Origin of the sequence: Ensifer sp. 2TAB8 (assembly GCF_052115125.1) — a bacterium.
Taxonomy (GTDB): domain Bacteria; phylum Pseudomonadota; class Alphaproteobacteria; order Rhizobiales; family Rhizobiaceae; genus Ensifer.
Genome location: NZ_JBFRGB010000023.1, coordinates 1 through 15,057, shown reverse-complemented (window position 1 = coordinate 15,057; position 15,057 = coordinate 1). Strand labels below are relative to the sequence as shown.

The 15,057-nt window shown below is 57.9% G+C and carries 12 protein-coding genes and 1 pseudogene; 5 read left to right on the top strand and 8 right to left on the bottom strand.

Annotated elements, in window-relative coordinates:
- Positions 1-37: 37 nt before the first annotated feature.
- The 6 genes from AB4Z53_RS27495 to AB4Z53_RS27470 form a co-directional block, all read right to left on the bottom strand.
- A complete protein-coding gene (locus AB4Z53_RS27495; RefSeq protein WP_029742522.1) occupies positions 38-376 on the bottom strand; it encodes a hypothetical protein in 339 nt (112 codons plus the stop codon).
- Between the two features lie 88 nt (positions 377-464).
- Entirely contained in the window at positions 465-1,076 is a 612-nt protein-coding gene (gene fixJ / locus AB4Z53_RS27490) for a response regulator FixJ (RefSeq protein ID WP_029742523.1), read from the bottom strand.
- The gene (locus tag AB4Z53_RS27485) at positions 1,072-2,556 is read right to left on the bottom strand and encodes a PAS domain-containing sensor histidine kinase (RefSeq protein WP_060582018.1); all 1,485 of its coding nucleotides are present in this window, start codon (positions 2,554-2,556) and stop codon (positions 1,072-1,074) included. The genes fixJ and AB4Z53_RS27485 overlap by 5 nt, the downstream gene beginning before the upstream one ends.
- 250 nt (positions 2,557-2,806) lie before the next feature.
- The gene (locus tag AB4Z53_RS27480; protein ID WP_060581915.1) at positions 2,807-3,574 is read right to left on the bottom strand and encodes an SDR family NAD(P)-dependent oxidoreductase; all 768 of its coding nucleotides are present in this window, start codon (positions 3,572-3,574) and stop codon (positions 2,807-2,809) included.
- Positions 3,575-3,767: 193 nt separating this feature from the next.
- On the bottom strand, positions 3,768-4,031 hold the full coding sequence (locus tag AB4Z53_RS27475) for a hypothetical protein (RefSeq protein ID WP_049810946.1): 264 nt from the start codon (positions 4,029-4,031) through the stop codon (positions 3,768-3,770).
- 547 nt (positions 4,032-4,578) lie between these two features.
- Entirely contained in the window at positions 4,579-5,058 is a 480-nt protein-coding gene (locus tag AB4Z53_RS27470; protein ID WP_029742527.1) for a MarR family winged helix-turn-helix transcriptional regulator, read from the bottom strand.
- Between the two features lie 46 nt (positions 5,059-5,104).
- Between AB4Z53_RS27470 and AB4Z53_RS27465 the strand changes: the two genes are divergently transcribed.
- The 5 genes and pseudogenes from AB4Z53_RS27465 (at position 5,105) to AB4Z53_RS27445 (ending at position 11,344) form a co-directional block, all read left to right on the top strand.
- On the top strand, positions 5,105-6,622 hold the full coding sequence (locus tag AB4Z53_RS27465) for an FAD-dependent oxidoreductase (RefSeq protein WP_060581913.1): 1,518 nt from the start codon (positions 5,105-5,107) through the stop codon (positions 6,620-6,622).
- Positions 6,619-7,593 carry a quinone oxidoreductase family protein gene (locus AB4Z53_RS27460; protein ID WP_060520149.1) on the top strand — a complete coding sequence of 325 codons (975 nt, stop codon included), beginning with the start codon at positions 6,619-6,621 and terminating at the stop codon, positions 7,591-7,593. The genes AB4Z53_RS27465 and AB4Z53_RS27460 overlap by 4 nt, the downstream gene beginning before the upstream one ends.
- Positions 7,590-8,822, top strand: a complete 1,233-nt coding sequence (locus AB4Z53_RS27455) for an MFS transporter (protein WP_060581912.1) — start codon at positions 7,590-7,592, stop codon at positions 8,820-8,822. The genes AB4Z53_RS27460 and AB4Z53_RS27455 overlap by 4 nt, the downstream gene beginning before the upstream one ends.
- A gap of 303 nt (positions 8,823-9,125) precedes the next feature.
- A complete protein-coding gene (locus AB4Z53_RS27450; protein WP_112597219.1) occupies positions 9,126-9,425 on the top strand; it encodes a patatin-like phospholipase family protein in 300 nt (99 codons plus the stop codon).
- A gap of 295 nt (positions 9,426-9,720) precedes the next feature.
- Positions 9,721-11,344, top strand: a pseudogene (locus tag AB4Z53_RS27445) (ISL3 family transposase).
- Positions 11,345-11,720: 376 nt separating this feature from the next.
- Here AB4Z53_RS27445 and AB4Z53_RS27440 read toward each other — a convergent pair.
- Positions 11,721-12,500 carry a transporter substrate-binding domain-containing protein gene (locus tag AB4Z53_RS27440; protein ID WP_441598750.1) on the bottom strand — a complete coding sequence of 260 codons (780 nt, stop codon included), beginning with the start codon at positions 12,498-12,500 and terminating at the stop codon, positions 11,721-11,723.
- Positions 12,501-12,582: 82 nt separating this feature from the next.
- Entirely contained in the window at positions 12,583-13,266 is a 684-nt protein-coding gene (locus tag AB4Z53_RS27435) for a TetR family transcriptional regulator C-terminal domain-containing protein (protein ID WP_441598749.1), read from the bottom strand.
- Positions 13,267-15,057 lie beyond the last annotated feature (1,791 nt).

The following is a 15,057-nucleotide window of genomic DNA, read 5'->3' as shown; positions in this document are numbered from 1 at the left end:
GACGAAGCATGGCCGCGTGCGAAATTCGTTCGTTCCACTACGCATTACTACGTAGTGCGGCCAAGGCCGCGATGACATCGGGGCCGGAAAGAGGTTTGTGAAGGACAAGAATGTTCTGAGGCCTCGCCCGGTCGATGTCTTCATCTGCAAGCAACAGGACTCTCTTGCCGGCCGCCAGCGCCAAGCATGCTTCGATGTCCGTCACCGGAAGAGATCCGTCAAGCACGAGGATCTCGGCCGCAGAGCTTCGCTCTTTTGCTGCAAGCCATGACTGGAACTGCTCGACCTGGTATCCATGCGCCTGCATTGCGAAGACCAATGAGCGGAGCAAGGCTTCGTCTTTCGCAATGGTGACGACAGGTGGCGGGCTGGACACTGCAGTTCCGTGGGTTCGAGCGATAATTCCTCAAACTTCGCACAGACTGAAAGTCCAGGCTTTGTCCCAGATCAAGATGATGGCGCGATTAGTCTGCGGTTTCCGCTGCGAGAGACATTCTGACAAGTTCCGGGAGACTGCGGGCCTGCATCTTCGCCATGACGTTCGCCCGGTGAACTTCAACGGTGCGCGGGCTGATGTCGAGCGTAAAGGCGATCGCCTTGTTCGGTTGTCCAGCAACGACCGCGGTTAGAACCTGACGCTCGCGGTCGCTGAGGGTGCTGATGCGCGCCCGAATGTCTTCAGCACTCTCGATTGGCGACGATGCATCGCTCAAACGCTCAGAGGCGCGTCGGATCGCTTCAACAATGGTGTGGTCGTCAAAGGGCTTTTCAATGAAGTCTACGGCTCCCGCTTTCATCGCTTCGACCGCCATCGGCACATCCCCATGGCCAGTTATCATGATCGACGGGATGGTTGTCTTGAGGGCGACCAGTCGGCGAATGAGGTCCAATCCGCTAAGGTCCGGCATGCGCATGTCGGTAATGAGCACGGCTTGCCGCAGATTTGGAGCAACGGAGAGGAACGCAGTGGCGGACTCGTGCACTCGAACACCCAGTCCGTTCATCGTCAACAAAAATGCGAGCGATTTCCTGACCGCCTCTTCGTCATCGACAATATGCACGGTGAAATCGTCAATCGGCATTTTCTTCCTCGTTGTATTGCGGCAAGGTAAAGCTGAAGCGCGCGCCGCCCAAACTCCCGCTGAAGACGGTTAGATCGCCACCATGCGCCTCGACGATGCGCTTGGAGATCGACAACCCAATGCCCATGCCACCAGCCTTGGTCGTTGTGAACGGCTTAAACAAGTTGGCGGCAATTTCCTCAGGTATGCCAGCGCCGGAGTCTTCGACCGCAATCATGACCTCTGTAGTGCCCAAGCGCCGAATGGTGACCAAAAGTTCCTTCTTGGGCGTATTTTTCATCGCCTCTACGGCGTTGCGCATAAGGTTTGTCAGCACCTGCTGTATCTGGATTCGGTCGACCAGGACCTGGTCTGCGCCTGATTCGAAATCGAAGACCGTTCGCACGCCTTTCTCACGCGACCCGACCAAAGCAAGCGCGCCGGCTTCTTCGACCAGTTGCCGCAGGTTGTGGGGAGACTTATCCGTCTCTCCCTTGGTGACGAATTCCCGCAAGTGTTTGATGATTTGTCCCGCACGCAGGCTCTGTTCGCCGGCTTCCTTCAGCGCATCCCGTATCTGGATGTCGCGCGGACTTTCGGCTTGCTGAAGCAGCCGCCCGCAACCGTGGACATAATTGGCTATAGCGGAGAGTGGCTGGTTCAATTCGTGGGCGAGCGTCGAGGCCATTTCGCCCATTTCGTTGAGACGGGCGAGGCGAGCCAACTCCGTCTGAACCTCTTGCAGACGAGCGGCCGATTCTTCGCGCTCAGTCAGGTCGCGTATAAAACCTGTGAAAAACCTTCGACCACCGGATCTCATCTCCCCGACGGCAAGTTTCATGGGAAAGGTCGACCCGTCCTTTCGTTGACCGACGACCACACGGTCGGTTCCGATAATACGTTTTTCACCGGTCGAGAGGTACCGCTCGAGATAGCCGTCGTGTTCCTTGCGATAGGGTTGCGGCATCAGCATCCGCAGATTTTGGCCGATCACCTCATCTTCGCGGTAGCCAAACTGTCTGATGGCCGCAGCGTTGAACGATACGATCGTGCCGTCCTGCTCGCTGACGATGGTGGCGTCGAGAACAGTGTCCAGGATCGACCGGAGATGCGCCTCTCTAGTACGCAAGGCTTCGTCAGCGGTTGTTAACTCATGTTGAGCGCGTCGGAGCATTTCTCCCAAGAAGGAAATTGCGACCCCCACGGTGGTGAACACGACCAATTCCGGTATCTGTACCCCGCCAGGAGTAAGTGACCGAAGATAGGCTGCCGAACCGATGGAAGCGATGACAGCAAGGATCCCGGGACCGATGCCCCCGATTGCGGCTGCAAGGAGGACGGGGGGCACGAAAAGAATGTAGATTGCCCGATCATCTAGAACACCCATTAGGAAATAGCGAAGGACAAAGGCAATCAAGACCGCGGTGGCGGCAAATCCGTACGCTTTGACGGGTGACGAATTTCTGTGGAGCACGCAATCCGAAATGGTGCGCATGAAGCCGGCCCGACCAGTGAGCATTATGTCTTCTTCCGCGATTCCCAGTTGCACTCGAACTGACGTTTATCATCCAGACAATGCTGCTGTCACATGGAAAGCCGAACCTCTGCCTTGCCGAAACGGCGATTGGAATGTTGTTTCAGTCCGGATGATGGACCTGATGACGGTCGGGTTGGGGAACCAGTCTTGCGCTTTCGTGACTCAAGTGCCGGTCGGCCAGGGTGTCAAGGTCGGCGGCGCCACGCCCTTAATAGGCGCGAGTAAAACCGCCATCGTGCAGGATGTTCAAGCCTGTCATGTGATCCGAAAACTGCGAAAGCAATCCCTCGACCACGATCGCAACCTCGGCTGGCTCGCCATATTTGCGGAGTGGAACATTGTCCGTCTCGATGGCGAGCTGCGCCTCAAAGGAAATGCCGTTCTTCTGCGCCTTCGTTTCGAGTTTGTCTCGGTACCACGGCGAAAGTGTACCGCCGAGGGACAGGGTGTTGACGTGAATACCTCGGCTTCCAAGCGCGAAGGCGAGCGTTTTGGCTTCGCCGATCCAAGCGGTTCTGATGACGTTGGCCGTTGCGTAGTGGCCCAGGACTTGCGCTGACGAGATGCCGGAGATGATGACGATCTTGGCTCGCCGGCCCCGGGCGGGGTCCGGGTTCATGCGTGCGATCGCGGCTTTCAGCAACCCCAGCGGGCCGATGAAGCTTACCTGAAACAAGTGTCGCCAGACGTCAGGGGCGGGCATTGGATCGTCATCAGCATGCGGTTGCGGTGGCATGAGTACCACCCCATCCAGATTGACATGCTCGCTTTCCATTCTCGCTGCGAAAGCATCGATGGCGCGATCCTCACCTATGTCGGTCGCCCATGCCCGGTGCGTTCCACCAAGATCCCCAGCTAAGGCATCGAGTTTGGCCTGATTGCGCGCCACCAGCATCAAAGAATGATGCGGGGCCATTCGTCGGCAGATTGCTTCACCGATGCCACCGGTTGCTCCGGTTATCAGATAGGTTCCCATTTATCGCTCCCCGGACCGCGCGGAAGTCCCACCATATTGCGACCGGCGCTATGAAGCCGTAGCCTCTGTCGTGATTAACTCGACCCTCGTCGCGCAGCTTTGCGGCCACAGAAATTATTCCGCGCCGTGGTGTCGGGCAATCATGCAAACGGGTGAACACGCGGTCGCGGATGTTGCGGGTCCAGTCCCGGCGCTAGTGGAGAGTTTTGGGCCAGGTCACATCCACGAACCGTCCAATCGACCGAAGGTAAGTGATAATCTCAGACTTGAGGGATGCGCGGTTGCCGTACCGTTGGGCGATCCGTCTCAATTCCTCTTTGGCTTCTTGCTGCTCGTCGACGTCGCCAAGCACATACATGTCGTTGCCCACGGCGTTGATGTCGCAACCCGCCGCAATCACCTCGGCGACAAAACTCGGGATCTCATGGACATTCATGATACGCTTGCTGTCGGTCATGCAGCCTCGCTTGCTGAACGACAAACGAAGGCGAGGGCATCGGGTTCCGCGCCTCCGCGAGATTGATCTTTCCGAGCAAGGCGAGGTTACGTGTTTGATGTCATTTTAGCGCGCTCTCAATAACAACTGAATTGCCTACCGGAGATAGCCCACTGCGGGTTTCGCAGGTGTTTTCGCCATCCTGACTAGGCCTTCGTCCAGTGGCGGGAGTGTGGATTTCCACACCTTACCTTCTTCCGCACCTTCTTCCGCGTTGGCGAAAAGCTAAACCAATGCAGAAAGCACGAATTTCTAAAGGTTGCCGGATGCCTGCGCACGATGTTCCTTACGCAACCGAAGGAAAGGACTCAGCCGGGAAAACGCAGGCGCCCTTCATGCTCGGCAAGGTACTTTAAATCATCGCATCGCGAGCATCACTGTCGGCATCCTGCTTCTCGCGCTCGCCGTTGTCGCGTTGCGTGTTTGCCTAACCGTTGGACGTTGGGTAGCGTTTCCACAAGTCGTGATGAGTGGTGAAGAATTCCGATAGATTAGCGATCCTTGACCTTCATGTCTTCTTATCGTGTCTGAACGCTTCGGCAAATCGGGACATCAGCCGCACCAGATCTTCAACATCCTTCTCCTCCCATGTAGCGAAGATCGCTCGGCACATCCGCTCGCGCGCTGCATCGAGTTTGTCGGTCATATGCTTTCCCTCCTTCGTTATGTCCGCTTCTCGAATTCGTCGGTCGGCAACGCTTCCCTTGCGAGCGACGAGACCCAGGCTATCGAGCTTACCGACTTGCCGACTAACCGTCGTGTAATCCAACCCTATGCGCTCAGCCAGCTCAACAACGCCGATCGGCCCGAAACGCTCGATGGCTATCAGGAGGCGAAACAGCGCGCGATCCAGCGTAATCCCTGCTTCACGCACGAGTTCGTCGTCGCGCTGGGGGCGGTTCATCGCGCTGACGATCTCGATCAAGGCACCGTGAAGATCGCGCATCATCGCGGAGGTGCGTGTATTTTGCACATTGTTTGTTGACATCGGTCCCATCTCCATTTATGTGCATAATACACATATGGAGGCAGAGATGACAAATGATTTCGCTGCAGATGTACTCATCTGCGGAGCGGGTGCGGCTGGCCTGACGCTCGCCATTGAATTTGCGCGGCGCGGGGTTTCCTTCCGATTGATCGATCGGCTGAACGCGCCATTTCACGGGTCGCGCGGCAAGGGAATACAGCCCAGAACCCAGGAAATATTCGAAGACCTCGGCATTCTCGACAAGGCTGTGGCAGCAGGCGGACTTTATCCACGCCAACGGACCTATCGGGACGATGGAAGCTACAGCGATGCTGACATGGGCGAGATCATTCAGCCAACGCCGGCGGAGCCCTACCATTTGGCGCTCATGGTTCCTCAGTTCATAACCGAACAGATTCTACGCTCGCGCCTGGCCGAACTTGGTGGCCGGGTTGAATTCGGTCTGGAGTTGAAGGGGTTCGAGCAAGATGAGGACGGAGTTACTGCCTTTGTTGCGCATAATGAGCGCGAAGAAATCATTCGGGCACGCTGGCTGATCGGCGCTGACGGCGGCAAGAGCTTCGTGCGACGATCTCTTGGGATCGGTTTTCCCGGGAGCACGCTTGATGCGCGTGCTGTCGTTGCCGACGTCGAGCTTTCCGGGCTTTCCCGTGAGGTCGCTCACCGCTTCGCCAGGGGCGGCGACATGAGTTTGCAGATTTGGATCGGTCCGCTTGCCGGCACAGATCTGTTCCAGATCCAGGGACCTGTCGCGCAAGAAGCGCACGTGGATCTCACTCCCGCAGGGCTGACGAAGTTTGTCTCAGAGCGCACAGGTCAAAGCGACGTCGTCGTGCGCGCTGTCTACTGGGCCTCAGACTACGAAATGAACGCTCGCCTGGCTGACAGTTATCGGAGCGGCCGCGCATTCCTGGTCGGCGATGCTGCCCATGTCCATCCGCCGACTGGTGGCCAGGGCCTGAACACCAGTGTGCAGGACGCCTACAATCTGGGCTGGAAACTTTCTGCCGTGTTGCGCGGCGCGCCAGTTCGCTTGCTGGACAGCTACGAGGCAGAGAGGAGACCGGTCGCAGCCACCATGCTCGGCCTGGCAAGCCGCCTGCTTGACGCCCAGAAGCAAGGAGAGATGCGACGCGGCAGGGACGTCCGTCAGCTCGATATCGACTATCCGGTTTCCGGACTGTCGCTGAATTGCACGGCAACGCAGCCTTCTGTTCCTGCCGGCACGCGTGCTCCAGATGCACCCCTTCGCGGAGCCGGAGGACAGATCACCCGCGTCTTCGATCTGCTGAAGGGACCTCATTGGACCTTGCTGGCATACGAGTTCCCAAAGCAGACGGTCAAGTCACGTGCGGGATTGCACGTTCACCGGATCGGCTCCGATGGCGAGTTTTTCGACGCGTGGCAGCATTTCAAGGACGCCTACTCACTGATGCCGGGAGAGTGCGTCCTGGTCCGTCCGGACGGATACGTTGGCGCCGTCTTCGATGCCGAACGAGACGAGGACATAGAAAGCTATTTGGCTGGAGTGAACCTCACCTCTTTGCAGGAGGAACGCCGATGAAGGCGGCAATCGTCGCGGCGATGGGAAGGGAACCCGTTTTGGGTGAAGTCTCCCCGCCTGCCCCTCTCTTTGGAGAGAACTGGATCAAAGTCACCGCAGCCGCGATCAGCCATGTCGCCAAGGCGCGTGTTTCGGGTGCCCACTACAGCGCGAACGAGGTGTTTCCCTTCGTCGTCGGAATCGACGGCGTTGGCAAGCTCGATGACGGGCGTCGTGTCTACTTTGGTCTTCCCCGACCGCCGTTTGGAAGCATGGCTGAGTACGTGGTCGCAGCACCTCGCTTTTGTGTTCCCCTTCCAGACGACCTCGACGATTTTACTGCCGCTGCCGTTGCCAATCCGGGAGCTTCATCTTGGGCGGCGCTGACAGAACGGGCCCGTTTGCAGCCGGGTGAAACGGTATTGATCAACGGAGCGACCGGAACAGCCGGACGCCTTGCAGTGCGGATCGCGAAATGGCTTGGCGCCGGCAAGATTGTGGCAACCGGTAGAAATCCGATTGCGCTTGGCGAACTCAAGCAGAGTGGCGCCGTCACGACCATCCAGCTCGCGGCAGAACCGGAAGCCCTCGAACGCCGATTGGTGGACGAATTTGAACAAGGCATCGATATCGTTATCGACTATCTCTGGGGAAAGAGCGCGGTGTGCCTTTTGACCGCCGCTGCAAAGGCTGGCCGCGACCGGCCGCCGGTGCGTTTTGTGCAGGTGGGGTCCGCCGCTAGTTCTGAGATCTCTTTGCCGGGTGCTTTGTTAAGAGCGTCAGCGCTCGAGTTGATGGGCTGCGGAATTGGCAGCGTATCCGTGCAAAGGCTCGTTGAAATCACCGGCGAGGTGCTGCGTGCCACGATCCCCGGCAATCTGGACATCAATTTTAGAAAGGTCCCGTTCGCGGATTTCGACAAGGCATGGCCTAAGGACGACAGTACATCGCGTACTGTTTTCGACCTTACTCAGGGGGCGACGTGGGGATGAGCGACACCATGTATCCGAAAACCGCTTCCAAGATGCGCCGGAACTGGCAAACCTTGGCGCCACTCTTTCTGATCGTTTGCATCTATGCTGCTGGAATGGCGTCGGTCCTGCCTGTCTTGCCGTTCTACCTGCGGGACTTGGGGGCAGGCCCGTTCATCTTCGGCCTTGTCCTTGCGACGGAAGCATTCATCCAGTTTGTTGCCGCACCCACCCTCGGTCAGCTGTCAGACAGGTTCGGGAGGAAACGCATTCTGCTTGCGAGCCAACTTATGGCAGCCGCGAGTCTTCTTCTCCTCGCGATTGCGCCAAATGTGTTCGTCGTAATTGTAGCGCGCGCTCTCTTTGGACTGACAGGCGGCAATTTCTCCGCCGCCGCAGGTTACGTCGCTGACCACACGACACCTGAGGATCGGAGGCAGGCCCTTAGTATCCTGACCGGTGGCGTAGGTTTGGGCGGTATTAGCGGCGCCGGCTTGTCAGGGTTTCTCTCTAACACTTCGCTGACAATGCCAATCTTTGCAGCCCTTTTCCTCTCGATCGGCGCTGTTGGGCTGACAGTGTTTGCGCTCAAGCGAGATCAAGGAGCATCTCCTCAGACCACAAGATATCAACGCGAGAAAATCTCGTTTCGTGCCATCTTTTCCTCGCCGGTCGTTCGCATCCTGGTTCTTGTGATGTTATGCCATTTTCTTGCCTACGGCATCTATAGCTCGCAAATGCCAGTCTTCCTCGCGGAGACGTTCATCTGGAATGGGGAGCCTTTCGGCCCCCAGCACCTCAGCATCATCGTCGCGGCTGACGGAGTGATCAACATCTTGGTCCAGCTCGTTGTATTGGGTTGGCTCAGCCGGGGGCTCTCCGAACGCCACCTGATCCTTTTGATGTTCGGCCTGGTCTGCACAGGATTTTTGGTGGCCGGCCTGGCGACCACGGTGCCTTTTCTGGCATTGGCGGTCCTTTGCGTGAGCACAGGCGATGCCATGGCCAAGCCAACATATCTTGCGGCCTTGTCCGTTCATGTGCCGGGAAACCGTCAAGGGGTCGTCATGGGTTCCGCCCAATCGCTCGGAGCGTTCACGGACATTGCATCGCCTCTGATCGGCGGTCTGATTCTCGGTCAAAAACTCTACGGCGTGTGGATCGGTCTGGCGATGGGTGTGGCGGCCATAGGCGCCATGTTGGCGGCTGTAAAACTTCCCGCAACAGATCCGGAAACACCGAAGTCGTAGGCTGAGCTTGATCTGCCTCAGAAGATCCTTCCTCCGCGCCGCCGGCAAACGGTGGCTGCCCTCTCCGACGGAGTGACTGGATGAAGCTCTCAATTCGAGAGAATTATAGAATGCCCTTTCACGCCGCACTCGTCAGCGTGTCGATCCTCTTAACGGTTTTAAGCGGATGCACGACACCGGAACGTCCGATGTATAGTTCGTCCGAGGCGATTTGAGAACATCAGGGCTCACGTTGATGATCCGCGGCCAACGGCTTTAGAACATGACCCCTGGAGGCCGGTCGTCGTGAATGGAAGGCCTACTATGCTTGCCATCTCAGGCGGCGGTTCCGGGGGAGCCTTTGCAGTTGGAATCCTGTCCGCATGGAGCGAACTTGGAACCCGTCCAAATTTCGCAGTAATGACGGGCGTGAGCACCGGAGCCTTGATTGCGCCTCTTGCGTTCCTTGGACCTGAGTATGACGAGCAGCTCAGGCGCCTCTATCTGTCGGACAAAACGAGAGGTATCCTTGATATCGAATGGAAAGGCGTTGGTGTGTTCTCTCCCTGTCGTTTGGCATTTAACCGTAAGAATGCGCCCGTTCCGGCAGGTGATCGCACTTAATTTGAGATTTTTCCGTGCGAGTTTTGGCACTTGACGCCTTGCGGCCCGGCCATACCGTTTGTGATATTTGGCATTTTCTGATGAAGCTTGGCCGCAGGCAGCCATGTTTTCCTCGGCGGCCAATCTCACGTTAAGTGCCAACATCGAAGCCAGAATCTCAAATTAAATGCCCAATCTCAATTTAAGTGCCGCGCTATCTTGTTGAAATTATTGCATGCGGTGTCTCACGATTAAAGGTTCTTCCTCAATCTCTGTGGTTAACAGAGTGTTAGCGCCTCGACTGCTATCTGCGGGGATGCGAGCGCAATTGAAATGGTCACCCGGCCCAGGGGTCAAGGTTCTGGGTATTACCGTTCAAGATGAAGAAAACTGGGTTGTTTCTGCCGCTGCGAAACCTGTCGGTATCTGCCCGGATTGTGGAACGCAAAGCCGGCATCGCCACGGCTGGCACAACCGCCGCCTCCAGGACTTGCCTGTTCAAGGTCAAGTTGTGAAAATCGAGCTCGCACTGAACCGGTGGCAGTGTAGACACCGGAATGCGGGCGACGAACCTTCACCGACAGGTTGCCTGAGATTGCTTCACCCTACATGCGACGAACTGAACGGATGGCTGAGATTGTGGGCTTGGTTGGCCACAGGATGGGCGGTCGTCCGGGAGAGCACTTGCTGCATCGGCTCGGCATGCCGGTCAGCGACGACACGATCTTGCGGCAATTGAAGCGCGATAATCCGGCGTCCACGCAAAAATGCACTATTCGGGTTGTGGGCATCGATGATTGGAGCTGGCGGCATTCCTCGCGGTACGGGACGATCATGGTCGATCTTGAGCGTCATTCGGTCGTCGATGTTTTGGAGGACCGCAGCGTCGAGAGCGCAAAATCTTGGTTGCAAGAGCGTCCGACGATCGAGGTCGTGAGCCGAGATCGCTGTGGTTTGTATGCTCAGGCAGCCCGAGAGGGCGCCCCGCAGGCCCTCTAAGTGGCTGACCGTTTTCATCTGGTCCAAAATCTCAGGGAGGCGATGAAGGAACAGATGAGCGTGTACGGTCACGCCAATGTTAGACCCATTCTCTCTGAAGATGCTATCGCCAGCGCCAGGTCACAACAGCGCCGTGCCCGCTTGGCGCATAGGCAATCTCGTCAGGAAATATTCGACACGCTTCAAGCTTTGCGGCAGCAGGGCCTCACCTACAGTGAGATTGCAAGACGGACCGGATACGAGCGCCGCAGCATCGCGAATTGGCTTACTTCCAGTGCGCCTCGAGACAGAAACCGGGCGACATAGTATCCGACATCGCCACTGTATTTTGAAACATTTCTGGCTGAATGCTGGAGGAATGGAAACCGCATTGGGCGCCATCTGTTTTACGACATCAAGAACCGCGGCTACACGGGCAGCCGCTCCAATCTGGAGCGCCTGTTGAAGGTGTGGCGTGAGGTCGAAAACATTCAATCCGACGAGCGCCTCCGGAGACGGATGTTTCAGAACCCGTTCGCGATCCTGACACGGGCCATATGATCTCGTCTGTGGTGGCAGCAGCTTTGTGCTTAAAGCCGCGCGGCTTGCTGACAGATCGCCAGGCCAGAAAGGTCAATGCATTGAAGCAGGGCTCTCGAGTGTTCGCCATAATGCGTGGCTTGGCCATGCGCTTCAACGGCATCTTGCGCAGCAGGAGCCCGGACGCGCTGGATGAATGGATCGACGATGCCATCGACACCGGGCTCACGGCAATCATGCGTTTCGCCAGCGTTTTGCGCCGGGATATTGATGCCGTCAAAAATGCAATCGAACTCCCGTGGAGCAACGGTCAAGCCGAAGGGCAGATCAACCGCCTCAAGATGCTGAAGCGAGCAATGTACGGTCGCGCCGGCCCACAACTGATCAGGGCGAGAATGCTGCCACTGAAACACAGAAATTGAGGATGAACCTTTAGGTGATGCCCGCAAGCGACGAGGCGCTGTTGCCGTTGATCGTCGCCGTCGGATGCGACATCGGAAGGTCCGTTCTTGCGTGGGAAAGTGCCCTCCGGGCAGCGGCGAACGGAGCCGTTCTTCTCGAGCCTGTGCAGGGCTTGCTGCGAAAATGTCATTCGCCTGGGCGAAAGGCAAGCGCCGGCGCATGCGGGGCGTGGTCCCGGAAAGCATCGCCGCCGGGGCCTTGCTGCATGGAACGCGAGGTCGGTTGTCGTGAACGGGGCGGTCGACGTTTCACCTCGGCAAAAGGCAAAGCCGATCAGCCAACAACCTCAATCCCGATTGAGCTGATGCTGTCGTGGAATGATCTTGCTCGCCCCGGTTACTCTCTCGGCAGACCGTAGATATCGAAATTGAAGTACGGCTTGGCGATACGGTCATATTCGCCGTTCTTGAGAAGCGTGCGAATTGCCGCGCTGACCTCTGCCGTCAATTCCTTGTCCTCCTTGCGAATGGCGATGCCGGCATTCAGCGTTCCGCCATCCTCGGCAGGCACGTCGGCAAGCATGGCAAGGCCGGCGCCGTCAGGAGATTTGAGGAAGGCATCGAGCGCGACATTATCGGCGAGTACCGTATCGATGCGCCCGGCGACCAGATCGGCATTGGCTTCGTCCTGCGTGGCATAGGTGCGGATTTCGGCGACGTCCTTGAACTTGCTCTCGACATAGGTTGCATGGGTCGTCGAGGCCTGTACGCCGATCGCCTTACCCTTCATTCCCTCGGGCGTCAGCTCAATCTTCGTGTCTTTCGGCCCGATGAAGGTGGCGCGGGTCGAGTAGTACGGGCCGGTGAAGTCGACGATCTTGCTGCGTTCGTCCGTGATTGTCATAGAGTTGAGGATCATGTCGATCTTCTTGGCCTGCAGCGCCGGAATGATCCCGTCCCAGGCGACTTCCACAAGGATGCATTCCTGCTTGATCTCGGCACAGATCGCCTTGCCGATGTCGATATCGAACCCTTTCCAGGTGCCGTCGGCTTCCTTCCACTCAAAGGGTGGATAGGCCTCGGGCGCCATACCGATTTTCAGCGGTTCGGCGCTTGCCGCCGCAACTGCGGTAAAGGTCATGGATACGGCGAGGGCGAGGGGCAGCAGGCGTTTCATCGGCACACTCCGTTCTGGTTGAGCGGAGATGATACAGGTTCGGTTTTCCGACGCAATGGAAATTGAACGATCGTTCAAATGTCTATTTTTCGAGGTGCGGAGTTTGCCGAAGTTGCGGCATCGCGCCGGCGCATAGCGCGTCAGCCCAGCTTTCGCACAGCATGATGGCTTCGTCCCGCGCGAAGGTCGTGGGGTTCAGGCAGAACTCCAGCCAGAGGCCGTCAAGCATCGCCGACAGGCCGATCGCCGCAAGGCGCATATCGATGCAGGGTGCGTCTCCGTTGGCGACGATATCGCTCAGAAGCGTCTCGAGTAGTCCCCGATACACCGCGTAGGTTCGGTCATGCGCTTCGTTGATGGCTTCGGAATGGTCGATCATCCCCCAGAAAACCACCCAAGTTCGCAGCGTGCTGCGTTCGAGCGCCGAAGATGAGAAAATACCGTGGAAACAAGCGCTGAGCCGCGCACGCGGATCGGGCCCTGCGGCGGCTACCTGCGCCCTGACGGTGTCGAGCAGGCTATGCGCGAGATGCTCATAGGCATGGCCGACGAGCGCGTCCTTGTTTGCGTAGTGATGGTTGATGAGGCCGACGGAGATATCGGCCTCCTTGCTGATCTTGCGAATAGAAAGACCCGCATGGCCTTCGCGGCCCAAGCAAACCAGGGTCGCGTTGATCAGGGCCTGGCGTCGATCCTCCGGAGGCTGCCGCTTGAATTTGCCAGGTTCATCCATCTTCGCTGCACTCTTCAAGCTGAATACGGACATTGTTGTAGGCCCAAAGAAGATGTGCCGCCAGCGCCCGCAGAAATTTTCGTCACCTGCCGGAGCATGATCGCCAATCGACAAGACAGCGCCGCTGTCGATGCTGTAACCGGTGAAATTGGTGATGTCATGTCTGGATGGCGTCCGTTCAAGAGCATCGTTCCATACCGCGCCAAAGACCGACCACCTGGGTATGCTCGGCGGTGACGCCGAATTCGGTGGGTAAGGTTGGAGAGGTTATCTACCGGTGTCTTCTCCGGAAGGTCGGAAGGCAAAGTCGCTGAGGACCACCCGATGTCGGCCTGTGCATGGCGTCCCCGGTTTTCGCGAGCCTGACTTGTTTGCGACGGAGGTCCCACCGCCCTCGGGGAAGGTCCTAGAGGCGGAACTTTGCGGAGCCCTGCTTGGATGGCTTGTCCGGGCAAAATTCATTTGGTCGCCCGCCGGGCTTGGGTGTGACAGTCTCCCTGGAAACGTGATGAATACGCGTCGGCTGATCCTGGTAGCAATCTGGACCTATGGTTCGCGGATAGCGCATTCACAATTGATCGGCTGGATCAGGTAATTAACCAGTTCACGGATCTCGTCCGAGCTCAGGCGACCGACGTACCAAAGATCGTGAAGGTCAGCGGCACGCCCGAGTGCTGCCATGCCGTGCACGCCGACCGCCAGGTAGCGGCGACATGATCGAGGTCGATGCTTCATCCAGCTACGGTGAATGAAGACGTCCTTTCCCAAACCGCCAAACCAATGCTGAGAGCGTCGTTACGTCATGGCTCCATCCTCACGCGTGCTGCAATTGGCTAGAGGCGTGGCGAACCTACCAGATGACACCATTTTGCCCTCTCCATTCATCAAGCCCCTCAAGTAGGCATTGGTTTCCGGTTAGGTCAGAATAAGGAAGCGATCCTCCAAAGCGCCACCGGAGCCTGACGATCACAAACATCCGACGCGAGATACAAGAGAGACGCCGGCGCCGAACCCGAACGCGCCGTGATTAACGCATCAATGCGTGCACGCGGCTGGGAAACAGATAATTCACCGAGCTTGCGACCTGTAGTCCAGGCAGTGACGGCCTTTCCCCTCCAGTCTGACGCTGGCGGAACTACTGTTGGCATCGCTACGCGACCGGCAGGGTGGCGGAAAAAGGCGTTGCCTGGAACGCTTGATGGGGTGCTCAAGCTATTCGACGATCGTGCGTTGTCATTCGGCATTGCTGCGGCTCGGTTCTATGCGGATCCTGCTGCGAACGCGCGAGCGGCGGGGGCGGCGGCTTGATTAGTCGAATGTGCGGAAAAGAAAGGCCCCGCGGGCAGGCGGGGCGAGTATCGCCCCCAGATGGCTCACTGGGCGCGGGGCAGGGTTAGTCCAACAGAAAGTGATCATGTACGCTAAGCGCATAGCTAAGCGGATAGAAGGTCTGTTTCCTCGGTTCCGGTACGCTGCCGCAGAAAAACTCGGCCACGAGCGTTGCAGCGTGAACGGCTGCATTCGCGGCCGGCGCCTAGTCCGCCTTCGGTTCCCGCATTGACCGGCAACGGTGTCATGCGCCAACTGATAGATGATGTTGCGATGCGCAGTTGTTGACTCTGCGATCCGCCCAATGGAAAAAGATGATCGGTTTGAGAGGGGAAACACCCATGGTAGACGAGAGCAATACCGAAATCGTGGAGACCGCGCCGCCGGCCGAAGTCGCGCCGCCTAAGAAGCGTCGGGGGCCACGACCCAAGAACGTCGTTGCGGAGACGACTGCAGACGTACCGGGGGCAGCTGCTGCCCAGCCGGTGAGGGGGC